At 64.9% G+C, this 25,994-nt stretch carries 23 protein-coding genes and 1 tRNA gene; 17 read left to right on the top strand and 7 right to left on the bottom strand.

Annotated elements, in window-relative coordinates:
• The first annotated feature begins 5 nt into the window (after nt 1–5).
• A tRNA-Cys gene (locus MYCSP_RS11515) sits at nt 6–76 on the top strand.
• 31 nt (nt 77–107) lie between these two features.
• Here the strand turns inward: MYCSP_RS11515 and MYCSP_RS11510 are convergent.
• From MYCSP_RS11510 to MYCSP_RS11500, 3 genes are all read right to left on the bottom strand, one after another.
• Nucleotides 108–659, bottom strand: a complete 552-nt coding sequence (locus tag MYCSP_RS11510; RefSeq protein WP_088415582.1) for a hypothetical protein — start codon at nt 657–659, stop codon at nt 108–110.
• A gap of 14 nt (nt 660–673) precedes the next feature.
• Nucleotides 674–1,276, bottom strand: coding sequence for an MspA family porin (locus MYCSP_RS11505; RefSeq protein WP_070910159.1), 603 nt, complete (start codon nt 1,274–1,276; stop codon nt 674–676).
• 482 nt (nt 1,277–1,758) lie between these two features.
• Entirely contained in the window at nt 1,759–2,874 is a 1,116-nt protein-coding gene (locus MYCSP_RS11500; protein WP_407661697.1) for an oxygenase MpaB family protein, read from the bottom strand.
• Between the two features lie 230 nt (nt 2,875–3,104).
• Here MYCSP_RS11500 and MYCSP_RS11495 point away from each other — a divergent pair, with 230 nt between their 5' ends.
• Entirely contained in the window at nt 3,105–4,115 is a 1,011-nt protein-coding gene (locus tag MYCSP_RS11495; RefSeq protein ID WP_088413813.1) for an adenylate/guanylate cyclase domain-containing protein, read from the top strand.
• Between the two features lie 18 nt (nt 4,116–4,133).
• Nucleotides 4,134–4,904, top strand: a complete 771-nt coding sequence (locus MYCSP_RS11490) for a rhomboid-like protein (protein WP_088413812.1) — start codon at nt 4,134–4,136, stop codon at nt 4,902–4,904.
• Here the strand turns inward: MYCSP_RS11490 and MYCSP_RS11485 are convergent.
• The 3 genes from MYCSP_RS11485 to MYCSP_RS11475 are packed head-to-tail and all read right to left on the bottom strand — an operon-like array spanning nt 4,861 to nt 7,317.
• Nucleotides 4,861–5,364 carry a methylated-DNA--[protein]-cysteine S-methyltransferase gene (locus tag MYCSP_RS11485; protein WP_083013287.1) on the bottom strand — a complete coding sequence of 168 codons (504 nt, stop codon included), beginning with the start codon at nt 5,362–5,364 and terminating at the stop codon, nt 4,861–4,863. The genes MYCSP_RS11490 and MYCSP_RS11485 overlap by 44 nt on opposite strands.
• Nucleotides 5,361–6,842 carry an Ada metal-binding domain-containing protein gene (locus MYCSP_RS11480; protein ID WP_088413811.1) on the bottom strand — a complete coding sequence of 494 codons (1,482 nt, stop codon included), beginning with the start codon at nt 6,840–6,842 and terminating at the stop codon, nt 5,361–5,363. Before MYCSP_RS11480 ends, MYCSP_RS11485 begins: the two co-directional genes overlap by 4 nt.
• 49 nt (nt 6,843–6,891) lie before the next feature.
• Complete coding sequence (locus MYCSP_RS11475; protein WP_407661678.1) at nt 6,892–7,317, bottom strand: DUF6653 family protein; 426 nt, start codon at nt 7,315–7,317, stop codon at nt 6,892–6,894.
• A gap of 84 nt (nt 7,318–7,401) precedes the next feature.
• Here MYCSP_RS11475 and pheS point away from each other — a divergent pair, with 84 nt between their 5' ends.
• The 13 genes from pheS to MYCSP_RS23625 all read left to right on the top strand — a co-directional run bounded on the left by pheS (nt 7,402) and on the right by MYCSP_RS23625 (nt 21,508).
• On the top strand, nt 7,402–8,445 hold the full coding sequence (gene pheS, locus MYCSP_RS11470; protein WP_088413810.1) for a phenylalanine--tRNA ligase subunit alpha: 1,044 nt from the start codon (nt 7,402–7,404) through the stop codon (nt 8,443–8,445).
• Nucleotides 8,445–10,919 carry a phenylalanine--tRNA ligase subunit beta gene (gene pheT / locus MYCSP_RS11465; RefSeq protein WP_083013290.1) on the top strand — a complete coding sequence of 825 codons (2,475 nt, stop codon included), beginning with the start codon at nt 8,445–8,447 and terminating at the stop codon, nt 10,917–10,919. The genes pheS and pheT overlap by 1 nt, the downstream gene beginning before the upstream one ends.
• A gap of 250 nt (nt 10,920–11,169) precedes the next feature.
• Entirely contained in the window at nt 11,170–12,213 is a 1,044-nt protein-coding gene (gene argC, locus MYCSP_RS11460) for an N-acetyl-gamma-glutamyl-phosphate reductase (protein WP_083013291.1), read from the top strand.
• A gap of 8 nt (nt 12,214–12,221) precedes the next feature.
• A complete protein-coding gene (argJ, locus tag MYCSP_RS11455) occupies nt 12,222–13,421 on the top strand; it encodes a bifunctional glutamate N-acetyltransferase/amino-acid acetyltransferase ArgJ (protein ID WP_083013384.1) in 1,200 nt (399 codons plus the stop codon).
• Nucleotides 13,418–14,287: an acetylglutamate kinase gene (gene argB, locus MYCSP_RS11450; protein WP_083013292.1), complete on the top strand. Its 870-nt coding sequence runs from the start codon at nt 13,418–13,420 to the stop codon at nt 14,285–14,287. The genes argJ and argB overlap by 4 nt, the downstream gene beginning before the upstream one ends.
• Nucleotides 14,284–15,486: an acetylornithine transaminase gene (locus MYCSP_RS11445; protein ID WP_083013293.1), complete on the top strand. Its 1,203-nt coding sequence runs from the start codon at nt 14,284–14,286 to the stop codon at nt 15,484–15,486. The genes argB and MYCSP_RS11445 overlap by 4 nt, the downstream gene beginning before the upstream one ends.
• The gene (gene argF, locus MYCSP_RS11440; RefSeq protein ID WP_083013294.1) at nt 15,483–16,412 is read left to right on the top strand and encodes an ornithine carbamoyltransferase; all 930 of its coding nucleotides are present in this window, start codon (nt 15,483–15,485) and stop codon (nt 16,410–16,412) included. The genes MYCSP_RS11445 and argF overlap by 4 nt, the downstream gene beginning before the upstream one ends.
• Nucleotides 16,409–16,897, top strand: a complete 489-nt coding sequence (locus MYCSP_RS11435; protein ID WP_070910689.1) for an arginine repressor — start codon at nt 16,409–16,411, stop codon at nt 16,895–16,897. The genes argF and MYCSP_RS11435 overlap by 4 nt, the downstream gene beginning before the upstream one ends.
• 12 nt (nt 16,898–16,909) lie before the next feature.
• A complete protein-coding gene (locus MYCSP_RS11430) occupies nt 16,910–18,118 on the top strand; it encodes an argininosuccinate synthase (RefSeq protein WP_070910146.1) in 1,209 nt (402 codons plus the stop codon).
• Nucleotides 18,115–19,524, top strand: a complete 1,410-nt coding sequence (argH, locus tag MYCSP_RS11425) for an argininosuccinate lyase (RefSeq protein WP_088413809.1) — start codon at nt 18,115–18,117, stop codon at nt 19,522–19,524. Before MYCSP_RS11430 ends, argH begins: the two co-directional genes overlap by 4 nt.
• Before the next feature lie 9 nt (nt 19,525–19,533).
• The gene (locus tag MYCSP_RS11420; protein ID WP_070910144.1) at nt 19,534–20,307 is read left to right on the top strand and encodes a DUF4352 domain-containing protein; all 774 of its coding nucleotides are present in this window, start codon (nt 19,534–19,536) and stop codon (nt 20,305–20,307) included.
• Nucleotides 20,304–20,930, top strand: coding sequence for a hypothetical protein (locus MYCSP_RS11415; protein WP_070910143.1), 627 nt, complete (start codon nt 20,304–20,306; stop codon nt 20,928–20,930). The genes MYCSP_RS11420 and MYCSP_RS11415 overlap by 4 nt, the downstream gene beginning before the upstream one ends.
• Nucleotides 20,931–21,217: 287 nt before the next feature.
• A complete protein-coding gene (locus tag MYCSP_RS23625; protein ID WP_070910688.1) occupies nt 21,218–21,508 on the top strand; it encodes a hypothetical protein in 291 nt (96 codons plus the stop codon).
• Nucleotides 21,509–21,510: 2 nt separating this feature from the next.
• On the opposite strand, the gene MYCSP_RS11405 is transcribed toward MYCSP_RS23625, so the two are convergent.
• Nucleotides 21,511–22,833, bottom strand: coding sequence for a hypothetical protein (locus MYCSP_RS11405; protein WP_083013297.1), 1,323 nt, complete (start codon nt 22,831–22,833; stop codon nt 21,511–21,513).
• A 174-nt stretch (nt 22,834–23,007) separates the two neighbouring features.
• On the opposite strand from MYCSP_RS11405, the gene MYCSP_RS11400 reads away from it, so the two are divergent.
• Nucleotides 23,008–25,980, top strand: coding sequence for an acyl-CoA synthetase (locus MYCSP_RS11400; protein ID WP_088413808.1), 2,973 nt, complete (start codon nt 23,008–23,010; stop codon nt 25,978–25,980).
• Nucleotides 25,981–25,994 lie beyond the last annotated feature (14 nt).

The following is a 25,994-nucleotide window of genomic DNA, read 5'->3' as shown; positions in this document are numbered from 1 at the left end:
ACGACGCGGGTGTGGCTGAGAGGCTAGGCACCGGCCTGCAAAGCCGTTCACACGGGTTCGAGTCCCGTCACTCGCTCTAGTGCGTCGTCGTCGAGTTGGGCGGTGTCCTAGCCCGCCGCCGCCTCTGCCGGTTTCGGCGGCTGACCGTCCGGGGACTCCAGTACCGGTGCGGCCGGCGCGCCCGGAGTGACGGTCGGCGAGGTGGGCTCGATCGCCGGAGCGCTCTCCGGTGCCTGGCCGTGCGGATCCTCCAAGGCCGGGTTTTCGTTCCCCGCGCCGAACTGCACACCCGTGGTGCTACCCGGGGCCGCTGGTGTTGCCCCGCCCTGGATTCCGTAGCGCGTACTGGACGAGGTCAACACATTGGCGGGATGAGCGCTATTGCCCAGCTTGCTGCCCGGGAGCCCGGTGGCCGCGGCCATCGGGTCCGCGTTGGCGGCGATCTTGACTCCGCGCGCGTCGACGGTGGCCGGAGCGACCGCTGGGAAGTTGTTGTAGATGTACGTATAACTTCCCGGAGTCGCGGGCAGCGGGGCGGGCACGCCCGGCACGAAGGGGATGCCCGGTGGGTCGGCAGCCGCCGTCGGGGCGGCGAACCCCGCCAGCGCAACGGCTCCGGCCACACCGGCTGCGGTGGCGATGATCTTCCGTTTCGGCATGGGGGACATCCTCCCTAGATCTTCATCGGGTCGCCGTAGATGGCGAACTCGGTGTGCGCGGCAGCTGTCGAGATCCTCAGGTACACGTACGAGCGGATGGTGACGTCACCACCGCAAGCATCCGCCTTGATGTGCAGGTTGTCCACATCGAGCATCGCCTTGCCGCCGTCACTCAGCGCCATGTTCGCCAGCGGGAGGTCGGTGATGACACCGGGCTGCAGGATGGTTTGCACAAAACCGGCCAGACCGCCGGAACCGCCGACCGAGGGACCGCCGCTGTAGCCCACAGACCCCGCGAGACCACCAGTGCCACCGATCTGCAGACCACTGGAAACGTCTGTCTGACAACCGAGTTGGTATCCGGCGATAAACAAACTGTCGGTGATGGGGGCAGACCCACCGGTAGCGATCGCGGTCGCGTCGAAGGTTACGAATGCCTCCCGGGAGTTGGAGGCCTCGGCCAGGTTGGGCACCGAATTGATGGTCTCGTGGTCAATTCGGATCATCAGAGTCCACCCATCACGACTCACCTTGGTGTACGTCTGTGGCGCCATGGACACCGGGTCGGCCAGCGCCGCAGCCGTTCCCAGGGTGCAGAGCGCGGTGAACAACGCCATGACGGCGCCGACTCGCTTACGTACTGCCATGTGAATGCCTCGTTTCCCCTTGCGGATGTAAATGGTGGTGATCCTGTACCTGAGTTTGGGAGCTATTGCAGCGCTGTCGATTACCGGTCGCAGTTATGAGTCCGTGATGTGAGCTGACGGAAAGATACGCCTGTGAACAGGCCGATGCAGATCACCACTCACAGGTTGCTCACAGGAAACGCCTTGCGAGACAGGATTGCTCACCCGCGAGTTTCGTTCACGGTGAGCCGATGAGCCGTTGCTGGACGCCAGCAACGGGCAAAAGACAGCTTGTCCGATCACCTTGAGGTGCTGGGCTAATCGCCTGGTGAACATGACATGTCGAACCACCCACCGCGCGGTAAACCCGTTATCCGGACGACGGAATTTCGTCTGTCAGACGACAGAAATTATGTCGTCGAAACTGTGGCCTACGCCACAGGCTTGTTCTGTAAAAGCTGCGTAAACAGGCGTTACGCGACCTCAGCCCGGCCGCGAGACACCCGCTGCGGGGACACCAGAGAAAAGGTGGCATGCAGTAGCTCACCCGCACGTGCCGTGAGCGACTTCGGCTGAGCCGACGGCGGCACGTAGTGCATCGGTAGCGCGTGCCGATCCTTGGGCGGGGCCGCGAACTTCGGGGCCTCGACCAGCGGCGCGTCGGTAGGCAACTCACCACGAGCGCGCCGGTAAGCCGATACCGCGCGGGGATGCAGGCGGATCTCGTCCGGCAGGGAACCGAACGCCAGCTGCACCGCCTTGCCGAACAGCCGCAGCAGCACTTCGTCACCTGGAGTCCAACGCATTCCGGCCTTCTCGCGCACAGGGGCGCTGAAGACTCCCGCGGCCACCCAGTTCTGGAATGCCCGGGCCGGGGCCCACATCTGGTGCCACAAGAAGTCCGGCATCAGCACGTATTTCGGCTTGGGGATCCGGATATGGAAGATATCCAGCGTGGCCTGATTGATCTCCAGCTCGTCGTTACAGACTCGTTCCCAGTACTCCTGGAACTCTTCCCACGACGCAGGGACGGGACGCATGCTCATGCCGTACATCCGGTACCACTGGACATGCTCGGCGAAGAGCTGTCGTTTCTCGGCCTCGGTGAGCCCTCCGCAGAAGTATTCGGCGGTGTTGATGATGAGCATGAAGAAGGTGGCATGTGCCCAATAGAAGGTCTCCGGGTTCAGGGCGTGATAGCGCCGCCCCTTCTTGTCGACGCCCTTGATCGTGTCGTGGTATCCACGAATGCGACGCCCGGTGTCCGCAGCGCGATCACCGTCGTAGACCACGCCCATGATGGGGAAGACCGAACGCGTTACCCGCTGCAGCGGCTCGCGAAGCAAGATCGAATGGTCCTCCACCCCGGCGCCCAACTCCGGATACATGTTCTGGATGGATCCGATCCACACCCCGAGTAGCCCCGTGCGCAGATCCGCAAAGTACTTCCACGTCAGCGAATCCGGGCCGAGCGGTTGCGGAGGCCCGTCTCGGTCGGTCGCGTGCGGCGGTTGCGCTGCCGAACGTGCACGTGGCGACGGCGCGGGAACCGATCTGCGGGTGGCCCGATGGGTCGTGGCGGATGTCATCATTGACCCTCCCATGTGGTGTCTATCACGCACGTTATTGGCGACAACGAACGTTGTCCATGAAGAGGTCGACGCTGTGGGTAACCGTTTGGCAACTGTGTCCGAAGCTCCACGTCGCCGCTACCAGCACCGACAGACAGCGACCAGGCAGTTGAGTCGAAGGGCCTCAACATAGCCACACTGGCAACGTGAAGATTGCCGCCGCACACCCCAGCACATAGGCTGATCCTGTGGATGTCGAGCCGTCAGGCCTCGATGCCGAACCGGATCGCGACCTCGACTCGACGATCCGTAAGCGCAGGCGAGGCCGCACCCGTGGGCCTGCGCGGCATGAGTCTGCCGCCGATCCCTCGGACCCCGCAGCGCCCGACGACGACGCCGACAGCTCCGAGCCCGCAACGCGCCATATCGCCCGTGCCTCGCGTACCGCCGGCAGCTGGTTCCGCAAAATGGATCGAGACCCGGCGGTAGTCGCTGCGGTACGTCGCGCTCGTCGCTCCCTACCCGGCGACCCCTACTTTGGAGACCCGCTATCTACCAGTGGTTTTGGCGGCGCAAGCGCGGTCGCGCGCGCGGCTGATCGCTTGGTGACGGACAGGGATACTGCGGTGCGCGAGTTCGGGTTCGGAGCACTGCAGATCTGGCAGGCGTTCACCGAGAAGGTCAGCAAGCAGCCGGCAAATCGCGAGGTCACCCTGGTTTTCACCGACCTCGTCGGGTTCTCGGCGTGGGCGTTGGAAGCCGGGGACGAGGCAACCCTGAAGTTGTTGCGACGCGTCGCGTCCGTTGCCGAGCCTCCGATGCTCAGCGCCGGAGGGCAGGTGGTCAAGCGGATGGGCGACGGCATCATGGCGGTGTTCGATGATCCGGTGACCGCCCTGCGCGCCGTCATCCCCGCCCGCGATGCACTGAAAAACGTTGAGATACAGGGATATACGCCGCTAATGCGGATCGGCATCCACACCGGCACGCCCCAACGCATCGGGTCGGACTGGCTCGGGGTCGACGTGAACATCGCCGCCCGGGTCATGGAAAGTGCGACCAAGGGCGGCCTGGCCATCTCGCAGCCCGCGTTGGCGAAGGTTCCACTGGTGCTTCTCGATCACCTGGGTCTTACACCGACTCCGGTACGGAGGCCGCTGTTCTCCAGCAGACCCGCGGGTGTGCCGGAGAACATGAAGATGTATTTGCTCGAAACCCGCAGGGAACTCCCAGCCGCGGGGGATGACGGTCGCATCTAGACGGTGCGATCATGGGTCATGCGGAGAGTCTGGGCCGCGCTAGTCCGGGTGCGGGTGACCATTGGGTATGCGGTCGCATTGGCTGCGGTCGCCACCGTGCTGGTCATGGAGGGGCCACGGATGCAAGACCGGGTGATCGCACACGCGAGCACCAATCTGCACAACCTCCATCAGGGACGCCTGGGCACCCTCATCGGAAGTGCGTTTGTCACCGACGCCGGCCCGATCTACCTGTGGCTTCCCGGCCTGATCTGCATCCTGGCCCTCGCCGAACTACAGTGGCACAGTGGACGTTTGGCGTTGACATTCGTGCTCGGTCATATCGGGGCAACGCTCATCGTCGGTGTGGGTACGGCGCTGGCGATCTGGATGCATTGGGCCCCCATATCCATCGCCCGGGCCAGCGATGTGGGCATGAGTTACGGCACCGCTGCCGTGGTGGGGGCGCTCAGCGCGTCTATCCCGCCTCGATGGCGCGTCTCGTGGATGGCCGGGTGGATCACCGTCGGCGTCGTGTCCGTGGTGTGCAACCAGACCTTCACAGAGGTCGGGCATCTGACCGCACTGCTTCTCGGCATGCTCGCCGCGCACACGTTGTCCCTGCGCCCACCACGCTGGTCGGTCCTTCGATTGGTGCTCTTGGGTTTTGGCGGGCTGTTCGCTCTCATGATGTTCTCCGAGGATGCACCCACTCTGGCGGCGGCGTTGCCCGCCGCGGTGGCCGTCGTACTCGTCACCCAGTGGATCAGGTTGCGACGGGAGCCTCGTGATCAAGCAGCCATCGCTTGATCGGAAGCCCGTAGCGAAATCCGCCCAGTGCACCGCCCACGCGAAAGACCCTGTGGCATGGGACGAACAACGCCGCCGCATTGCGAGCACAGGCGCTCGCTGCCGCACGGATGGCGGTCGGCCGCCCGGCACGCACGGCGAACTCGCTGTAGGTAATCGGTGCCTCTGGGTCGACCGTGCGCAACACATCCCAGGCGTGCATCAGGAATTCTCCGGAATACTGCGTGACCGGGATCGCGTCGATCGCTGTCAGATCGCCCGCGTGATAGTCGGCGACTGCCTTGGTCACCTTCCCGAGATCGCGCTTGCGCCTGAGGGTCTGCGGGCGCAGCGTCGGGTGAATCAGAGTTCGCAGTAGCTCAGGCGAGTCGGTCCAACCCGACGCCAGCACGGTGCCAGCACCATCGACGATGGCGGTAAACGGTCCTACCGGGGTCGTGAGGGTCGCGTAGTCGGTCATGAGGTCTCCTTCGGCTTGCGGATACTTGAACGTCTTTGGACGGCGATTCCTTTGCGCCACAGGTGCATGGAGACGTAGGAACGCCACGGGGAGCAATCGCGGGCTGCTGCGATGTCGATGCCCTCGGCGGCCGCGCCCCGTCGCAACACGAGGTCATGCTCGAGGAGGACGTCCGGGTCGGCGAGTTGACGCATCACGACGTAGTCAGCAGTCCAAGGCCCGATTCCCTTGATATCCAAGAGTTGCCGACGCAAGTCAGTCGCGGTCATCCCATGATGCAATTCCAGTTTTCCTGTCGCGAGCCTGTCGGCCACCGAGACCACCGCACCGATCCGCGAGGTGGGGCCGGCCATAACCTCTGGGCCCGCAGCAGCGACGGACTCTGCGGTGGGGAAGAGGTGGGTCACACGTCCCGTCCGGTCGGTCACCTGCTCGCCGAGTGCGGCGACCAGTGCTGCCGTCGCGGTATTGGCGGCGGCGACGGATATCTGCTGCCCGATCATGGTGCGCAACAGGAGTTCCGGCCCGTCCACGGTCCCGGGAACTCGGATGCCGGGCGCCTCCGCAACCAGGGGAGCAAGGGCCGGGTGGGACATCAGTGCGTCATCGACCGCCGCGGGATCGGCGTCGAGGTCGAGCAGGTGGCGCAGTCGCGCCACCGAGGGCGCCAGGTCGCGCATATCGCTGAGCTGCAGATCGGCCCGTACCTGATCGGCGGACACTGCCAGAGTCACGATCACGGGGCCATGCGGCATCCTCAACGCGCGGGTGTAGCGCCCGTCGGAAAAGTCCTCGACTCCCCGCGCGCAGTGATGTTGCAACAGCCACGTCGACCAGGCGACGTTATGGGGCTGCCGCAGTGGGAGTTTGAGGCTGACACCGCCGGCAATGGCAGATGAGGTGCTGCTCTCGCTACGGGGGAGCTCCCTGCGTAGCTTTGACGGAGTGGTCGCGAATACCGCGGCAATCGTGTCGTTGAACTGCCTGATGCTGGAAAAACCGGCCGCGAAGGCAATATCGGACATCGGTAGGTCGGTCCGCTGAATCAGTAGGCGCGCCGTGGTGGCCCGGTTGGCGCGGGCCAGGGCCAGGGGGCTTGCGCCGAGCTCAGCCAGCAGAACCCTGTTGAGCTGACGGCTCGAATATCCGAGGGCGCGTGACAGCCCGTCCACACCGTCGCGCTCGACCACTCCGTCGCCGATGAGACGCATCGCGCGCACCGCCAAGTGGGACTTGATATTCCACAGAGGCGACCCGGGCGCGGCGTCCGGTAGACACCGCCTGCAGGCCCGATATCCGGCAGCCTGAGCGGAGGCGGCAGTGGGGTGAAACGAGACATTCTGGCGTTTCGGCGTGATGGCCGGACAAGAAGGCCGACAGTAGATCCCGGTAGTGCGCACCGCCGTGTAGAACTGCCCGTCAAATCGTGTGTCGCGGGACTGGACGGCCCGGTAGCACGCCTCTGCGTTGAGTTCCATGCCTTGAGCATGCCCGCGCCCGACCGCAGGCGCTAGCGGAAATCGGACATTACCGTCGGGGTCTGACTGACCTCCAGATCTGGTCGTAACGCCGCCAGGCCAGCAGGGTGATGGCCATCGATATCGCGGTTCCCACCATCACCCCGACACACGAGCGCCGCCACGCGGCGACAAACGCAGACACCAAAGCCGCACCACCGAGGATGCTCAGCCCGGTGAGCATCGCATCCGACGTCGGCTTGGTCATCCAGATCTCCTCGCCACGAATAGCCCGGGTGGCGAACGATCGGTCATCACGAGGCGGCGGCGTCACAACGGGGTTGATCGCCAGCCAGACACCGATCGGGATCGCCCAGCGCCATCGCCGTGTCCAGACCGGAACGAGCAACAGTGGTGTGGTCGCCCACCGCGACCATGCACTCACTGGATGACAATGCCTCGCGAAGATCCAGCGGCGTACGGCTTCACCATTCACATCGTCGACATTAGGCCGGTGGCACGGCGCCTGTCCGGCATGACCGGACGGTGGTTAACCCGCCTTACCCTATGATCGGCTTCCGTGGCCGATCACACCCAGAATCCTCCAGAGGAGCCTTTGACGACTGCCGTTGATGCTGCTCGCGCCGCATTCGACGCCGCCAGCGATCTGGACGCTCTCGCGCAGGCGAAGATCGACCATCTGGGTGAGAAGTCACCGCTGGCACAGGCGCGCCAGGCACTGGGGTCGCTCCCCAAGGACCAGCGGGCGGAGGCCGGCAAGCTCGTCAACACCGCACGTACGCAGGCACAACAGGCTTACGACGACAGGCTGGTGGCGCTACGTGCCGAGCGTGATGCGGCGGTGCTCGTCGCCGAGCGCATCGACGTGACCCTGCCTTCCACGCGGCAGCCCATTGGCGCGCGCCATCCGATCACGATCTTGTCCGAACACATTGCCGATACCTTCATCGCAATGGGCTGGGAGGTCGCCGATGGCCCCGAGGTCGAGACCGAGCATTTCAACTTCGATGCCCTGAACTTCCTGCCCGACCACCCCGCGCGCAGCACGCAGGACACCTTCTACATCGCGCCCGAGAACTCCCGGCAGGTGTTGCGCACGCATACCTCTCCGGTTCAGGTCCGTACCCTGCTGGCGCGCGAATTGCCCGTCTACGTGATCTCCCTCGGGCGCGCCTTCCGTACCGACGAAATCGATGCGACCCATCTGCCCGCGTTCCATCAGGTGGAGGGGCTCGCGGTGGACCGTGGACTGACCCTGGCCAATCTCAAGGGCACGCTGGATGCGTTCGCCCGCGCGATGTTCGGGGCACAGGCGCACACCCGGATGCGACCGCACTTCTTCCCGTTCACCGAGCCCTCCGCCGAGGTCGATGTCTGGTTTGAGAACAAGAAGGGTGGTGCGGGTTGGGTCGAATGGGGCGGTTGCGGCATGGTGAATCCAAATGTGTTGCGGGCCAGCGGCATTGACCCCGACGTGTATAGCGGTTTCGCGTTCGGCATGGGATTGGAGCGCACGCTGCAGTTCCGCAACGGCCTGCCGGATATGCGTGACATGATCGAGGGCGACGTGCGCTTCAGCCTTCCGTTCGGAGTGAGTGCCTGATGCGTATTCCCCATAGCTGGCTGCTCGAGGTGCTGCGCGTCGGCGCACCGGGGTTCTCCGCCACCCCGGCCGATGTCGAAGAAACCCTGATTCGCATCGGCCACGAGGTCGAAGAGGTCATCGTGCCCGGACCGGTAACCGGACCTCTGGTCGTGGGACGGGTCGCGCAGATCACCGAACTCACCGAGTTCAAGAAGCCGATTCGCTTCTGCCTGGTCGATGCGGGCGAGGCAGAACCTCGTGAAATTGTCTGCGGTGCAACTAATTTCGCTGTCGATGACCTCGTGGTGGTGGCACTTCCGGGTGCGACTCTGCCCGGCGATTTCACCATCGCGACACGAAAGACCTACGGGCACACCTCCGACGGCATGATCTGTTCGACGGCCGAATTGGGGCTCGGCTCCGAATCGCCAGGAATTCTCGTGTTGCCACCGGGCACCGCGGCGCCCGGTGCCGACGCCGTCGAGGTTGTCGGGCTAGATGACGCCATCTTCGATCTGTCGATCACACCGGACCGGGGATACTGCCTGTCGGTTCGTGGCTTGGCCCGCGACCTGGCGTGCGCATACGACCTCGAATTCATCGATCCCGCTGCGGTGCAACCGCTCCCGGTGGAGCGGCCGTCGTTGCCGGTCCATATCGATTCCGGAACCGGGGTGAAGCGTTTCGGGCTACGTCCCGTCATCGGCATCGACCCGGCCGCAGTGTCGCCATGGTGGCTACAACGACGTCTGCTGCTCTGCGGCATCCGGGCGATCTCACCGGCGGTGGATGCCACCAACTATGTGATGTTGGAGATCGGGCACCCCATGCATGCCCATGACAAAGCGCGTATCAGTGGAGATTTCCGGGTCAGGTTCGCGACGCCAGGCGAAACGGTGGTGACGTTGGATGACGTGGAGCGCAAGCTCGAATCCGGTGATGTTCTCATTGCGGACGACGCGGGCGTCACCGCCATCGGCGGCGTGATGGGCGCCGGAAGCACCGAGATGCGCGGCGACTCCACCGATGTGCTGCTCGAAGCCGCCGTGTGGGATTCGGCTGCGGTGCTGCGTACTCAGCGTCGGCTGCGTCTGCACAGCGAGGCGGGACGCCGCTACGAGCGCTCCGTCGACCCCGCAATATCTGTCGCAGCGCTGGACCGTTGCGCTTCTCTGCTGCGCGAGATAGCCGGCGGGAGTACACCGCCCGAACTCACCGACTGGACTGCGGATACCGACGCGCAGGCCGAGATCGTCATGGCCACCGAGCTGCCCGCTCGCATCGCCGGGATTGACTACCCAGACGGCGTGGTGCAGCACCGGCTCCGCCAAATTGGCGCCGAGGTTCTCGCCGAGGGCGACACGCTACGGGTGAGGCCGCCGAGCTGGCGTCCGGACATCAGCGAGGGCGCAGACCTTGTCGAGGAGGTGCTCCGGCTCGAGGGGCTGGACGACATCCCGTCGATACTGCCTGCCGCGCCACAAGGCGGTGGTCTCACACCGCCGCAACGCCGTCGGCGCGCAGTAGGGAAGTCGTTGGCGCTGAACGGTTACACCGAGATCTTACCAATGCCGTTCCTTCCGTCCGGAGTGTTCGACCTGTGGGGCCTGGACGACGAGGATCCGCGACGCCGCACCACAAAGGTGCTCAACCCGTTGGAAGCCGATCGCCCGGAGCTTGCCAGCACATTACTGCCCGGCGTACTGGAAGCGGTGTCACGCAACATCTCCCGTGGAACCACCGACGTCGCGTTGTTCACCATCGGTCAGGTTGTGAGGCCAACCGCGGCGACCCGCGCCATTCCGCTGCTGGATGTCAACGATCGCCCCTCCGAGGCAGAACTTGCCGCGCTCCTGGAATCCCTGCCCGCTCAACCTGTTCACGTGGCGCTGGTATTGACCGGGGCACGCGAGCCCAGCGGACCATGGGGGCGTGGACGCGCCGCCGATGTCACCGACGCGCTCGAGGCCGCCCGGATCATCGGTCGCGCGGCTTATGTGGATCTGTCGCTACGCGCGGGCGAAGAGTTGCCCTGGCATCCGGGACGCTGCGCGGAGATCGTCGTGGACGGCCGGGTGATCGGACATGCCGGCGAGCTACACCCCGCGGTCATCGAGCGCCTCGGCCTACCCAAGCGCACCTGCGCGCTGGAACTGAGCCTCGACGCGCTCCCAGCCACCAACCCGCTTCCCGCACCGAGAATTTCGCCGTTCCCTGCCGTTCTCCAGGATGTCTCGCTGGTGGTCGCCGAGTCTGTGCCGTCCGACACGGTCACCGGCGCGCTGCGCGACGGCGCGGGGGAGTTGCTCGAAGATGTGCGGCTCGTGGAGGTTTACACCGGACCGCAGGTCGGCGCGGGCAACAAATCCCTGAACTTCCGGCTGCGCTTCCGGGCCGCGGATAGAACCCTCACAGAAGACGAAGCCACCGCCGCGCGGGTGGCGGCGGTGGCTTCTGCGGCTAAGCGCGTCGGGGCGACCCAACGCGCTTAGCAGGTCTTACTGTCCTCGGCGCTGGTCAGCCTGCTCGCGGTGCTGTTCCTGGCGCTGACGATCGGCACGATCCGACATGGAAGGCTCCTTCTCGCTCGTTATCAATTGCCGACGCTATTCGCCAGCTACCTCACCGTAACTGTGGACACCGAGCATTACACCGTTTAGCTCAAGTTGAGGTTGACCACAATCGAGAGCGCTTGGTCGAATATATTTGCGCTTGGCTGCATAATGATACAGAATTGCTTCCATGACTACTGGGTTCTCGGTCGCGGTCGCCGGTGCCAGCGGATACGCGGGCGGGGAGATCCTGCGCCTACTGCTCGCACATCCGGCATACGCCGCGGGCCGCCTGCGCATCGGTGTACTGACCGCCGGTTCCAATGCCGGCAGCAGCCTCATCGAGCATCACCCGAATCTGACGCCGTTGGCTGACCACAAACTACAGCCCACCGATCCCAAGCTATTGCGGGGCCATGACGTGGTGTTTCTGGCGCTACCGCACGGTTCGTCGGCCAAGATCGCCGATGAACTCGGACCACAGACTCTCATCATCGACTGCGGAGCCGACTTCCGGCTGACCGATGCCGTCGCGTGGGAGCGCTACTACGGCTCCAAGCACGCGGGGAGCTGGCCGTATGGGCTGCCCGAGCTGCCCGGAGCGCGCGAGCGCCTACACGGCGCCAAACGCGTGGCAGTACCCGGCTGCTACCCGACGGCGGCACTGCTCGCATTGTCGCCGGCGATCGCGAAGGGCCTCGTGGAGCCCGCGGTCACCGTGGTCGCGGTGAGCGGAACAACCGGAGCGGGCCGCGCCCCCAAGGCCGATCTACTGGCGTCGGAGGTGATGGGGTCGGCGCGCGCCTACAACATCGCCGGTGCACACCGGCACACCCCGGAAATCGCTCAGGGACTGAATCATCCATCGGGCAAGCCGGTGACCGTCTCGTTCACCCCGGTGCTCATCCCGATGCCCCGAGGCATTCTCGCCACCTGCACCGCGCCGACCACCGCGACCCTGGCCGAGATCCGCGAAGCCTATGAAGACGCCTACCGCGACGAGGAATTCATCCATGTCCTGTCCGAAGGACAATTGCCCACCACCAAGGCGGTATCGGGAAGCAACGCCGTACACATCGGGTTGGCCGTGGACTCCGATGCCCGTGTGCTGGTGGCGATCGCGGCCATCGACAACCTGGTGAAGGGCACCGCCGGCGCCGCCGTCCAGTCCATGAACCTCGCGCTCGGCTGGCCCGAGGGTGATGGCCTTTCCATCGTGGGAGTAGCACCGTGACCGAAGCCGTGACCTCACCGCTCGTGCGCACACAAGGCGTGACCGCGCCTGCCGGGTTCAAGGCCGCCGGCATCACCGCCGGCATCAAGGTTTCCGGGAAGCCCGACATGGCGCTGGTCTTCAACGAAGGCCCCGACTACGCCGCGGCCGGAGTGTTCACCCGCAACAAGGTCAAGGCCGCCCCCGTGCTGTGGAGCCAACAGGTACTCACCACCGGCCGGCTACGCGCCGTCATCCTCAACTCGGGCGGCGCCAACGCCTGCACCGGACCGCAGGGGTTCCAGGACAGCCATGCGACCGCCGAAGAGGTCGCCAAGACCCTCAGCGACTGGGGGACCGAAACCGGGGCCATCGAGGTCGCGGTGTGCTCCACCGGCCTCATCGGCGATCGGCTGCCGATGGACAAGGTCTTGTCCGGTGTGCAGGAGATCGTGCATGAACTCGCGGGCGGTCTGAATGGCGGCACGGATGCCGCGCACGCCATCATGACCACCGATACCGTGCCCAAAGAGGTTGCATTGCACCATAAAGCGGGCTGGACAGTGGGCGGCATGGCCAAGGGTGCCGGCATGCTGGCGCCCTCCCTTGCCACCATGCTGGTGGTCGTCACCACCGATGCCGCGGTATCCGCCGAACAGCTGGATTCCGCGTTGCGTGCGGCCACCGCGCGCACCTTCGACCGGCTGGACGTCGACGGCAGCTGCTCCACCAACGACACCGTGCTCCTGCTTGCCTCCGGTGCGAGCGAGATCACCCCCGATCCCGACGAGTTCGCCGAGGCCGTGCTGCGGGTGTGTGACGATCTCGCCGCGCAGCTGCAGGCCGATGCCGAGGGCGTGACCAAACGCGTCCTGATCACCGTCATCGGTGCGGTCAGCGAGGACGACGCGCTGGCCGCCGCGCGGACCGTCGCTCGCGACAGCCTCGTCAAGACCGCTCTGTTCGGCTCCGACCCCAACTGGGGTCGGGTACTGGCCGCAGTCGGTATGGCTCCGATAGAACTCGATCCGGATCGAGTCACTGTCTCATTCAACGGAAACCTGGTGTGCGCCAACTGCACCGGCCTGCCGAGCGCGCGCGACATCGACCTGTCAGGGCCTGACGTCGAGGTGCTCATCGACCTCGGCGCCGGGGACCAGTCGGCGACCGTTCGGACCACGGATCTATCGCATGCCTACGTCGAAGAGAACTCGGCGTACAGCACATGAAAGCTCCGAAGAAGGCCCGCGTATTAGCCGAGGCATTGCCCTGGCTCAAGAAGCTGCACGGCACCATCGTGGTCATCAAGTACGGCGGCAACGCCATGACCGACGACACGCTCAAGAATGCCTTCGCCGAAGACATGGTGTTCCTGCGTAACTGCGGCATCCATCCGGTTGTCGTACACGGCGGCGGTCCGCAGATCACCGCGATGCTGAAAAAACTCGGCGTTGCAGGCGAATTCAAGGGCGGCTTCCGCGTCACCACGCCGGAGGTCCTCGAGATCGCACGCATGGTGCTCTTCGGTCAAGTGGGCCGCGAGTTGGTCGGGTTGATCAACAGCCATGGGCCATATGCCGTCGGAATCACCGGCGAGGACGCACAACTGTTCACAGCCGTCCGTCGTACCGCGACCGTCGATGGCATCGAGACCGACATCGGTTTGGTCGGCGATGTCGCGCAAGTCAATCCGGAGGCGATCCTCGACCTGATCGATGCCGGACGGATCCCCGTGGTGTCCACCTTGGCCCCCGACACGGACGGGGTGGTGCACAATCTCAATGCCGATACCGCCGCCGGCGCACTTGCGGAAGCGCTTGGGGCCGAGCGTCTCCTGATGCTCACCGATATCGAGGGCCTGTACACGGACTGGCCCGATCGCGAATCGCTGGTCACCGAGATCGCGGCCGAAGATCTGCGCGTGCTACTTCCCAGCCTGGAGTCGGGCATGATCCCGAAGATCGAGGCATGTCTGCGCGCGGTGGACGGCGGGGTGCCCAGCGCCCACATCATCGACGGGCGCGTCGAGCATTGCGTGCTGGTCGAACTGTTCACCGACGAAGGCGTCGGGACAATCGTCAGGAGTAAGTCGTGACCGAAGCACCAGACAGCACCTTCCGAGCCCAGCAGCGCTGGGAACACGTCATGATGAACAACTACGGCACCCCGCCCGTTGTTCTTGCCGAGGGGGACGGCGCCGTCGTCACCGATGTCGACGGCAAACGGTATCTGGATCTGTTGGGTGGCATCGCCGTCAACGTGCTGGGTCACCGCAACCAGGCCGTCATCGACGCCGTCACCGCGCAGCTCTCCACGCTGGGCCACACCTCGAATCTGTACGCGACCGGGCCGGGCATCGAGCTCTCCGAAGCGCTCATCGCCCGGCTCGGTATCCCGGGAAGGGTCTTCCTGTGCAATTCCGGCACCGAGGCCAATGAGGCGGCGTTCAAGCTGACCCGGCTGACCGGGCGTACCAAAATCATCGCGGCCGAAGGCGCATTCCACGGTCGCACCATGGGGTCGCTCGCGCTGACCGGTCAACCGACTAAGCAGGCCCCCTTTGAGCCGCTACCGGCGGGCGTGGTCCATGTGCCGTACGGCGATCTGGCGGCGATCGAATCAGCGGTCGACGGGGAGACTGCCGCCGTCTTCCTGGAGCCGATCATGGGCGAGGGTGGAGTCGTCGTACCGCCGGAGGGTTATCTGGCCGGCGTGCGTGAGATCACCGCGCGCCACGGCGCGCTGCTGGTGCTCGACGAAGTGCAAACCGGAATCGGCCGCACCGGAACGTTCTTCGCACACCAACAGGTCGGCATCACCCCCGACGTAGTCACCCTGGCCAAGGGCCTCGGCGGCGGGTTGCCCATCGGCGCCTGCATCGCGACCGGAGCGGCGGCCGATCTGCTGACTCCCGGCATGCACGGCAGCACCTTCGGCGGCAATCCCGTCTGTGCGGCGGCGGCGCTGGCTGTGCTTCGCGTCCTGGACGAGCAGAAGCTCATCGAACATGCCGCCGTCGCGGGAAAGTCCTTGAGTCACGCGATCGAAGCACTCAATCACCCCCTGGTCGCACAGGTGCGCGGAGCCGGCCTGCTCCTCGGAATCGTGCTGAACGAACAACGCGCCAAGGCTGCCGAGGCCGCCGCACGCGACGCCGGGTTCCTTGTAAATGCCGCCGCGCCAGACGTACTGAGGCTGGCACCACCACTGATCATCACCGATGAGCACATCGCGGAGTTCGTGGCCGCCCTGCCGGAAATCCTCGACACCGCCGCAGAACAGGAGCAGGCATGAGCATCCGTCACTTCTTGCGGGACGACGACCTGTCACCTGCCGAGCAGGCCGAAGTCCTCACGCTGGCAGCCGAACTGAAGAAGGCGCCGTTCTCGCGGCGGCCGCTTGAGGGTCCGCACGGGGTCGCCGTCATCTTCGAGAAGAACTCGACCCGTACTCGGTTCTCCTTCGAGATGGGTATCGCCCAGCTGGGCGGGCACGCGGTGGTCGTCGACAGCCGCACCACCCAGTTGGGCCGCGAAGAGACCCTCGAAGACACCGGACAGGTGCTGTCGCGGTACGTAGAGGCGATCGTATGGCGCACCTACGCGCAGGAACGCCTGACCGCGATGGCCTCCGGCTCCACCGTCCCCATCGTCAACGCCCTCTCCGACGACTTTCACCCGTGCCAGGTGCTCGCCGATCTGCAGACGCTGGCCGAGCGGAAGGGATCGCTGGCCGGACTGCGCCTGACGTATCTGGGCGACGGCGCGAACAACATGGCGCACTCGCTGATGCTCGGCGGCGTCACCGCCGGCATCCATGTGACGATCGCGGCACCCAACGGATTCGCACCACACGCCAAGTACGTCTCCGAGGCCGAGAAGGTCGCCGCGAGCACCGGTGCCTCGGTGACCGTCACCGCCGACCCCCGAGCCGCGTCTAGTGGCGCCGACGTGTTGGTCACCGATGCCTGGACCTCGATGGGGCAGGAGAACGACGGACTCGACAGGGTGCGGCCGTTCCGCCCGTTCCAGATCAACGAGGACCTGCTGAGCCTTGCCGACTCCGAAGCCATTGTCTTGCACTGCCTTCCTGCCCACCGCGGGCATGAGATCACCGACGAGGTGATCGACGGTCCGCGCAGTGCCGTGTGGGATGAGGCCGAGAATCGTCTACACGCCCAGAAGGCGCTGCTGGTGTGGCTGCTGGAGCACAGGCGATGACTGCCTCCCACGCGGCCGATACACGAGCGGGGCGTCAGGCCCGCATCATCGCGCTGCTGTCCACGCAGTCGGTGCGCAGCCAAGGGGAGCTCGCCGCGCTACTGGCAGCCGAGGGGATCGAGACCACCCAGGCCACCTTGTCCCGGGATCTCGACGAGCTCGGTGCCGTCAAACTCCGCGCTGCCGATGGCGGCGTGGGCGTGTATGTGGTCCCCGAGGACGGAAGTCCCGTCCGCGGTGTTTCCGGCGGCACCGATCGACTCTCCCGGTTGCTGGGGGAGCTGCTGGTATCGACCGACGCCAGCGGTAATCTCGCGGTACTGCGCACGCCGCCTGGCGCCGCGCACTACCTCGCCAGCGCGATCGATCGCGCAGCATTGCCCGACGTTGTCGGGACCATCGCGGGAGATGACACCATTGCGGTGATCGCCCGTGAACCCTTGACCGGAGCCCAGCTCGCCGCACAGTTCGAACAGCTTGCTTAAGAGAGAGATGACATGACTAGCAGTGACCGCGTAATCCTGGCCTACTCGGGCGGGCTCGATACCTCGGTGGCGATCAGCTGGATCGGCAAGGAGACCGGCCGCGAGGTGGTGGCCGTCGCCATCGACCTCGGCCAGGGCGGCGAGGACATGGAGGTGGTGCGTCAGCGCGCCCTCGACTGCGGTGCCGTCGAGGCTGTCGTCGTCGATGCCCGTGACGAATTCGCCGATGAATACTGCCTGCCCACCGTGCAGTCCAACGCCCTGTACATGGATCGGTACCCGCTGGTGTCGGCCATCAGCCGTCCGTTGATCGTCAAGCATCTGGTGGCCGCTGCGCGCGAGCACGGCGGCGGCATCGTGGCGCACGGCTGCACCGGCAAGGGCAACGACCAGGTGCGGTTCGAGGTCGGATTCGCCTCGTTGGCACCCGATTTGGAAGTGCTGGCCCCGGTGCGCGATTACGCCTGGACCCGCGAGAAGGCCATCGCGTTCGCCGCGGAGAACGCCATCCCGATCAACGTGACCAAGAAATCACCATTCTCGATCGACCAGAACGTGTGGGGTCGCGCCGTGGAAACCGGCTTCCTGGAAGACCTTTGGAATGCTCCGACCAAGGACGTGTACGACTACACCGAGGACCCGACCCTCAACTGGGGAGCGCCCGACGAGCTGATCGTCACCTTCGACAAGGGCGTGCCCACCGCTATCGACGGCAAGCCCGTCACCGTGCTGGAGGCCATCGTCGAGCTCAACCGGCGCGCAGGTGCGCAGGGCGTGGGGCGTCTCGATGTTGTCGAAGACCGGCTGGTCGGCATCAAGAGCCGCGAAATCTACGAAGCGCCGGGCGCCATGGTCCTCATCACCGCACACGAGGAGCTCGAGCACGTCACCCTGGAACGCGAGCTCGGCCGCTACAAGAGGCACACCGACCAGAAGTGGGCGGAGCTGGTGTACGACGGCCTGTGGTACTCGCCGCTCAAGCGCTCGCTGGAGGCGTTCGTCGCCGACACCCAGCAGCACGTCTCCGGCGACATCCGCCTGGTCCTGCACGGCGGGAACATCGCCGTCAACGGCCGCCGCAGCGCCGAGTCCCTGTACGACTTCAACCTCGCGACCTACGACGAGGGCGACAGCTTCGATCAGTCGAGCGCCAAGGGCTTCGTGCACATCCACGGTCTGTCCTCGAAGATCTCCGCACAGCGGGACCTTTCGGGCAAGTGAGCACCAACGAAGGCTCGCTATGGGGCGGCCGGTTCGCCGGCGGCCCCGCGCCGGCATTGGCCGCACTGAGCAAGTCCACCCATTTCGATTGGGTGTTGGCCCCATACGACATTCGGGCATCGATCGCGCATGCCCGGGTGCTTCGCAAGGCAGACCTGCTCACCGATGATCAGCTGTCTGCCCTGGTCGATGGCCTACAGCGGCTGGAGCGCGATGTCGCCTCGGGCGACTTCGTCCCCGCGGACACCGACGAGGATGTGCACGGCGCGCTGGAGCGCGGGTTGATCGAACGCGTCGGTGCGGATATCGGCGGCCGGCTGCGCGCCGGCAGGTCTCGAAATGATCAGGTGGCCACGCTGTTTCGTATGTGGTTGCGTGACGCGGCCGGGCGGGTTTCCGAGGGAGTGCTCGACGTTGTCCAGGCACTGGCCGAGCAGGCCGGCGCGCATCCCGAGGCGATCATGCCCGGCAAGACGCACCTGCAGGCGGCACAACCGGTGCTTCTTGCGCACCATCTGCTCGCGCACGCACAGCCGCTACTGCGTGATGTCGACCGGCTCGTCGACTGGGATCGGCGCACAGCCGTGTCGCCCTACGGGGCCGGCGCACTGGCGGGCTCCTCGCTCGGCCTGGACCCCGACGCCATCGCGCTGGACCTGGGATTCACTGCGGCTGCGGACAACTCGATCGACGCGACGTCGGCACGCGACTTTGCAGCCGAGGCCGCGTTTGTCTTCGCCATGATCGCGATCGATCTTTCACGGCTGGCCGAGGACGTCATCTTGTGGGGGACCACCGAATTCGGATATGTCACCCTCGATGACTCCTGGTCCACCGGCAGTTCGATCATGCCCCAGAAGAAGAATCCCGACATCGCCGAACTGGCCCGCGGAAAATCCGGGCGGCTGATCGGTAATCTCACCGGACTGCTGGCCACGTTGAAGGCGCAGCCGCTGGCCTACAACCGGGATCTACAGGAAGACAAGGAGCCGCTGTTCGATTCGGTGGCTCAGCTCGAGCTGCTGCTGCCTGCGGTGGCAGGCATGGTCGCGACGTTGCGATTCCACACCGACCGCATGGCACAGCTGGCCCCAGCCGGATTCACACTGGCCACCGATCTGGCCGAGTGGATGGTGCGCCAGGGCGTCCCCTTCCGCATCGCTCATGAGGCAGCGGGGGAGGCGGTGCGCGTGGCCGAGGGCCGCGGTGCCGGGCTGGAGGATCTCACCGACGACGAACTCGCGGCTATTCATCCCGGGCTGACCGGTGAGGTACGCGCCGTATTGACGATCGAGGGATCGGTCGGCTCCCGCAGCGCCCGTGGCGGCACCGCACCGGACCGCGTTGCTGAGCAGCGTGAACTGGTGCTGGCCCGTCTCAACGTGCTGCGCGGTCAGAGCCGCTAATATCCAGCCATGGACGGCGAGCCGGACCCGACATCGTCGGGCCCCGGTCCGGGGGGAGATATACCGGACGACCCGAACGCGGCGTGGCGGCGACCGGTGGCGACTGGCCTATCGCAAACCGCGTCCGTGACCAAGGAGAACGTACCGCCACCTGCCCCACGCGGTGTTCTGGCCCGGGCCATTGCATGGGGGCGGAACTGGTGGAACGACCTGGAGTTCGTCCAGATGTGGCACGTGGTCGCAGTACTCGCGATTGTGGCGACCGCCGGATTCGGTGGCTTGGACGCCGTCGACAAGACACCGCAGACTTTCGATCTTGGCAAACCCTTCGACAATGGTGAATTCACCATTACCGTGAAAAAGGCCGTGCTGCGATCGCAAATCGTGGGCGGCGGAGCTGTGATCGCGAAAGAAAAGCCCGGACGGACCTACCTTGCGGTCCTCGCGGAAATCACCAACAACTCGGACAGAGCCGACGTCGTCAGCGGCAATTTTTCTCTGCCGAACGTGGCGGACGCACAAGATACTTCCCTTATTCAGAGCCAGGAACCATCGGCTCTTCGCGTCGAGGACGGCAGCTTTCTAGTCTTGCTGCAACCTGATATCACCGAGAAGGTGGCGCTGGTATGGAGCGTTCCTTCTGGCGCCGTGCTCCCCGGGTCCCAGGTGTCGGTTCAGGTGCCATACCGGAAATTCAGCCGTGGCCTGGTGCTCTATGGCGAGGGCTGGGTTGATGATGGCAAGAGCGCAACGACCAGAGTGCCGGTGGAGGTGTCTTCGTGATCTTCTGGGAAAAATTCACGGCTTTGAGGCCCTCCTCACCGCTTCTGCGGCTGGCTAGCACCGTAGCGGTGGTGGCGGTCATACTGTCCGCTTCCGTCTTCGTTTGGAATCGCCTGCCGTCTGCCGCCGAAACTCAGAATGCCTTTGACGTCCACGGCACCATGGGAAGTTCGGTAACAGGCCGGTTGTTCTCGGCCACGGTGACTAGGGTCGGGATCGGGCCAGTCGTCAAACACACCGGCTTTTCTCCGCGCCAACGAAACATCAAGTCCGCCGGTCAATGGGTCGTGGTTAAACTCACCATCACATCAATGAGCGAGGCTTCCAAAGCCGACGCGATATTGGGGCTCGGCGACAAGGGCTATACACCTGATAGCCGGCTTGAGGGTTCCACCTTGCTTGGCGCGCCGCTGACTCCCCTGATCCCTGCGACCGGTGTATTCGTTTTCGAAGTCAGCCCGCAGGTTCTTGAGCACGTCCGTTCCGCAAAGTTGTACATTTTCTATGCCGCTGGGCAGTACAAATGGGATTCGCGGCTCGTCATAGACATTCCGCTCGACGCGGAGCACGCGCCGCACGCATCCGTCATCGCGCTGCCGAAGACGGTGGTGGGTAAGCAATGAGTGAGACGCAAAGTACCGAAAGTCCGCGACATCGGCGTGAGCACGGCCAAGGCCGGTTGCCGTTGCGTTCACGCCTCTGGTTTCGCAATACCATCGCAGGACTGATCGCCATCGCGATATTCGCCGGGGTATGGGCCGTCTCGTTCAGTGATTCGTGGCGGGACTATCGAGCGAGTGTTGTTCCGCTCCACGTGATTGCGGCCGGCCAGTCGGCGGAGGCATACGGCCAAACCTGGCGTCTCGCCGGAGTGAGGCATCTCGGCAAAGCTCCGCATGGAGCCAACGGAGTGGTTCCCAAGGGAGCCGAACTTGCGGTGGTGACAATAGAACGCTCCGGCCCGGTTCCGCAGAATTTCTTCTGCGACGGGAAAATCACCGATGGTGAGCATCTGTGGCCGAAGGCTCCCTTCTTGATCTACACAGTGCCGCTCGCTGACGGTGTCGTCGATCACTGCGACAAGCCAGGAAACCTTGAGTTCACCTTCCTGGTACCCGACGATGTGACCATGACCGCTGTCGATCTGGTAAACCCCGTAGGAAGCGCGGGCCAAATTTTGGTCAGATTTGAGCTGCCCTAGTTCTACCGATCGGCGAGAAAGGGATTCACCGCAAGAGCGTCTTCCGCGTCAGCTGGGTAGTCGACAACCTCGTTGTCATGGAGCGCCGCTGCTTCCGCCTCCGCCTTTTCGACACAATGGGCGAAGACCGACGCGATGACGCAAACCCTCAGCGATGCAACAAGAACGCCTGAAACCGCCGTCAATATCGGGGCGACACCATTCCAGAAGGACAGCGGATGGGGGCCCAACACCCAGGCGAAACCACGGGTCAAGTATCCACCTACCTGCATTTGCGTGGTGAGGAAACTGTCGGACATGTCCAACCATGCCAAGCAGAGATACACCAGTACATAGGCGGACAGCAGGACTAATCCTCCGTGCAGCACCAGGCGGGCCGAATCGACAATAGGTTTGGCGCTGCCGAACTGTGATAGCAGCCAATCCTTGGCCTTACCCCGGGTCTGCTCGGATACCCTGCCGGTCACCCGGCGCTGGACCTGATCCCGAGTGGGTGCGAGTCTGTCGGCCACCACCTGGCTGTCGATACCCGCCAGCCGCCGAAGCACTCCCCGCCAGCTGGCATTACTGGACGAGCCATAGATGATGCCGGCGATTGCCAGCCAGATCAGGGGTACGGCCGCTGCTCCCCAGACGATATGCCACGCGTCACTGACGAAGCTCCAGAGAACCTCCAAAGGGCGAAAATGCGAGAACAGTTCGCTGCGCATTTCGTCAAGCCAGACAACGATGCGGCGTTCCTTGAACCAAGCCGACGGGCTCAGGAAGAAGTTCACGCCCTTGCTGGCGGAGAAGGACAACACCAGGAAGACCCACAAGGCATCCAAGTACACCCTGATGAAAACAAACCACCCGGGCAGCCTGTCCTTTATGGGCTTGAGGTTCAAGACCATCCGGAGAACAAAGGCGCCCGCAATCAGTACCCAGACGTAATTCGTAACCGGAACATCCCCCAAGTTGACCACCTTGGTGCCGGTCGTCAGGTGGGCGCCCACGCGGTGCCACATCGCCTTCTGCTCGTAGGTCAGCCAGTCGTCCTGGAACATCTTCCACGCCAGGTAGATAACAAAGAACGGCAGTACAACATTGGCGAATATGTCGACATTGCGTAGGGAGATCTTGGGCATGGCAGCCAATGCCGGAATCGCCGAGCGCAGGACTAGGAACATCGCAATGATCGACCCCAGCCGGGCTAGACCCGCGAAGGGCATCAGTAGGTCGACCACAAGGTAGTTGTTCCACGCATATTTGGCGGCCAGCTCAATGACGATGTTTCGCCCCAACAGGCCCAGCAGATAGCAGGCGGCCAGTTGAGGCAGGTACATCACCCAGAGACGCAACGGCCTCAGCAACAGATTCCCCACCGCGTCATCGTAGTGGCTCGTACCACGAGGTTGCGCGCAATCGCGTGGTAGGGATTCAGTCAGCCGGGCGCACCCGTTGTGACAGGATGAGCGGGCCCTCACCTGGGCGGACGATCGGCATCTAAAGGAGTGGCAGTGTCCTTCAATCTCTCCTCCTTGACCAAGCCGGTCGCACGCCTGGCGGCCACCGCACAGAACGGGCTGGAGGTTCTGCGCCTGGGCGGACTCGAAACCGGCAGCACCGCCTCGTCACACCAGATCGTCGAGAGCGTGCCCATGTACCGGCTGCGCCGATACTTCGCGCCGGGTTCCTCCGAAACGCGGGACGCCGGGCCCGTGGTCCTCATGGTGCATCCGATGATGATGGCCGCCGACATGTGGGACGTCACCCAGGACGGCGGCGCCGTCGGCATCCTGCACCGAGCCGGCATCGATCCCTGGGTCATCGATTTCGGCAGCCCCGACCGGATGGCGGGCGGCATGGAGCGCACCCTGTCCGACCACGTCGTGGCGGTCAGCGATGCGATCGAGACCGTGCATCGCATCACCGGCCGCCAGGTACACCTGGCCGGCTATTCACAGGGCGGCATGTTCTGCTATCAGACTGCGGCGCTGCGTAAGTCGCGCACCATCGCGAGCATCATCACCTTCGGTTCGCCGGTCGACGCGACCGCCGCCATGCCCATGGGTATGCCGGCAGGGCTTTCCGCCGACATCGCCGAGTTCATGGCCGACCATGTATTCAGCCGATTCTCCATTCCGGCGTGGTCGGCCCGGATCGGGTTCCAGATGCTCGATCCGGTGAAGACCATCAAGGGTCGCCTCGATTTCCTGCGGCAGCTGCACGACCGCGACGCCCTGCTGCCACGCGAGCAGCAGCGCAAGTTCCTGGCCAACGAGGGTTGGATCGCCTGGTCCGGTCCCGCGATCGCGGAGCTGCTGCGACAGTTCGTGGTGCACAACCGCATGACCACCGGCGGGTTCACCGTCAACGATCGCGTGGTGACCCTCAGCGACATCACCTGCCCGGTGCTGGCGGTCGTGGGCGAGGTCGACGACATCGGACAGCCCGCGTCGGTGCGTGGCATCCTGCGTGCCGCCCCTAAGGCCGACGTGTACGAGTTCCTCATCCGCGCCGGTCATTTCGGCCTCGTGGTTGGTTCGACCGCGGTCGCTCAGACCTGGCCCACCGTCAGCCAGTGGGTGCAGTGGCGTGAGGGCGAGGGGTCCAAGCCATCGTCGGTGGACCTGATGTACGAGCACGAAGTCGGTCAACTGGACCGCGGCGGTGTCCCGCTCACCTCCCGTGTCGCGCACGGGCTGAGCACCACTACCGAGGTCGCCATCACGGCGGCCCGCACCGCCGGAGCAGCCGCAGCGGCCGCCAACAAATCGGTGAAATCCATTGCGGTCGAGGCGGTACGCACACTGCCGCGGTTGACACGCCTGGGCCAGATTCACGATCACACCCGAATCTCCATGGGCCGGTTGATGACCGAACAGGCACGGCGCACTCCGCACGGCGAATGCTTCCTGTTCGATGGCCGCGTACACACCTACGAGGCGGTGGATCGACGCATCAACAACGTGGTCAAGGGCCTGATCGAAGTGGGTGTGCGCCAGGGCGTTCGCGTCGGCATTCTCATGGAGACGCGTCCCAGCGCCCTGGTCGCCATTGCCGCGCTGTCACGTCTCGGCGCCGTCGCCGTCCTGCTGCCCCCGGACGCCGACCTGGAGGTCGCGGTCAAGCTGGGGGAGATCTCCGAGCTGCTCACTGATCCACCGAACCTTCCCGCTGCACAGGACCTTCCTGTCCACGTACTGGTGCTCGGCGGTGGCGAGTCGCGCGACCTGTCCATTCCCGACGACGGCTCGATCATCGACATGGAGAAGATCGACCCCGATCTGGTCGAGCTGCCCGGCTGGTACCGGCCGGACCCGGGCCAGGCCCGCGATCTGGCGTTTGTCATGTTCAGCGGCACCGGCACCAAGCTGCTGCCCAAGCAGATCACCAACCACCGCTGGGCGTTGTCGGCGTTCGGCACCGCGTCGGCCGCCACGCTGAGCTCCAATGACACCGTGTACTGCCTCACCCCGCTGCACCACCAATCCGGCCTGCTGGTCAGCATCGGTGGAGCGGTGGCCGGCGGTGCACGCATCGCCCTATCGCGCGGGCTGGATCCCGATCGATTCGTCCAGGAGGTCCACCAGTACGGCGTCAGCGTGGTCTCCTACACCTGGGCGATGATGAACGAGGTGATCGACGATCCGGCGCTGGCTCTCGGCGCGCATCATCCCGTTCGTCTGTTCATCGGATCCGGAATGCCCGCGGGCCTGTGGCGACGGGTCACCGAGAAGTTCGATCCCGCACACGTCGTCGAGTTCTTCGCGACAACCGACGGCGAGGCGGTGCTGGCCAACGTGTCCGGCACCAAGGTCGGCAGCAAGGGTCGCCCGCTGCCCGGCGGCGGCAGGGTTCGACTGGCCGCCTACGACCCCATCGAGGACGTGATCATCGAGGGGGAAGACGGCTTCGTGCAGATCGCCGAGCCCGGTGAGGTCGGCCTGCTCCTGGCCAAACCCCCGGGAGATGTGGATCCCACCGCTGCGGTACGGCGCGGTGTGTTTGCGCCCGGCGACACCTGGGTGTCCTCCGAGTTCCTTTTCCGTCGCGACGAAGACGGTGACTTCTGGATGCTGGACGGCCGCGGCACGGCCATCCGCAACGCACACGGCGTCGTGTACGCCGAGGCCACGAGTAATGCGCTGGGAGCACTGGGCGCCATTGATCTGGTCGCGACGTATCCGGTGGAGGCCGGCGAGACAACCGTGGCCGTCACCGCGGTGGTGCTGCGTCCGGGTGAGGCGCTATCGCCCGCCGACCTGGCAGAAGCCTTTGTCACCGTCCCCATCTCCGAGCGGCCGGACATCATCAAGGTGGTGCCCAATCTGCCGTTGAGCGCCTCGTATCGTCCGTCGACCACCCATCTGCGGGCATTCGGGTTGCCGAAGCCTGGGCGCCAAACCTGGCACCTCGATCCGGAATCGGGTTCTTACCACCGGCTTACCGCCGCCACGTACGAGTCTCTCCAAGGTGCCGCGCAGTAGCTCGCACCGGCGTG

The sequence above is a fragment of the Mycobacteroides saopaulense genome, from assembly GCF_001456355.1.
Lineage (GTDB): Bacteria > Actinomycetota > Actinomycetes > Mycobacteriales > Mycobacteriaceae > Mycobacterium > Mycobacterium saopaulense.
The sequence above is the reverse complement of the archived record's forward strand: the minus strand, read 5'-3'. Positions and strand labels throughout refer to the sequence as shown.

What these genes read in the sequence shown, in the direction of transcription:
- MYCSP_RS11505 (WP_070910159.1), bottom strand. Translation starts at nt 1,276, where the DNA reads ATGGCGTTGTTCACCGCGCTCTGCACCCTGGGAACGGCTGCGGCGCTG.
- MYCSP_RS11490 (WP_088413812.1), top strand. Translation starts at nt 4,134, where the DNA reads ATGCGGAGAGTCTGGGCCGCGCTAGTCCGGGTGCGGGTGACCATTGGG.
- argF (WP_083013294.1), top strand. Translation starts at nt 15,483, where the DNA reads ATGAGCATCCGTCACTTCTTGCGGGACGACGACCTGTCACCTGCCGAG.
- pheT (WP_083013290.1), top strand. Translation starts at nt 8,445, where the DNA reads ATGCGTATTCCCCATAGCTGGCTGCTCGAGGTGCTGCGCGTCGGCGCA.
- argC (WP_083013291.1), top strand. Translation starts at nt 11,170, where the DNA reads ATGACTACTGGGTTCTCGGTCGCGGTCGCCGGTGCCAGCGGATACGCG.
- MYCSP_RS11405 (WP_083013297.1), bottom strand. Translation starts at nt 22,833, where the DNA reads ATGTACCTGCCTCAACTGGCCGCCTGCTATCTGCTGGGCCTGTTGGGG.
- MYCSP_RS11485 (WP_083013287.1), bottom strand. Translation starts at nt 5,364, where the DNA reads ATGACCGACTACGCGACCCTCACGACCCCGGTAGGACCGTTTACCGCC.
- MYCSP_RS11510 (WP_088415582.1), bottom strand. Translation starts at nt 659, where the DNA reads ATGCCGAAACGGAAGATCATCGCCACCGCAGCCGGTGTGGCCGGAGCC.
- MYCSP_RS11500 (WP_407661697.1), bottom strand. Translation starts at nt 2,874, where the DNA reads ATGACATCCGCCACGACCCATCGGGCCACCCGCAGATCGGTTCCCGCG.
- MYCSP_RS11420 (WP_070910144.1), top strand. Translation starts at nt 19,534, where the DNA reads ATGGACGGCGAGCCGGACCCGACATCGTCGGGCCCCGGTCCGGGGGGA.
- MYCSP_RS11480 (WP_088413811.1), bottom strand. Translation starts at nt 6,842, where the DNA reads ATGGAACTCAACGCAGAGGCGTGCTACCGGGCCGTCCAGTCCCGCGAC.
- MYCSP_RS11435 (WP_070910689.1), top strand. Translation starts at nt 16,409, where the DNA reads ATGACTGCCTCCCACGCGGCCGATACACGAGCGGGGCGTCAGGCCCGC.
- MYCSP_RS11430 (WP_070910146.1), top strand. Translation starts at nt 16,910, where the DNA reads ATGACTAGCAGTGACCGCGTAATCCTGGCCTACTCGGGCGGGCTCGAT.
- argB (WP_083013292.1), top strand. Translation starts at nt 13,418, where the DNA reads ATGAAAGCTCCGAAGAAGGCCCGCGTATTAGCCGAGGCATTGCCCTGG.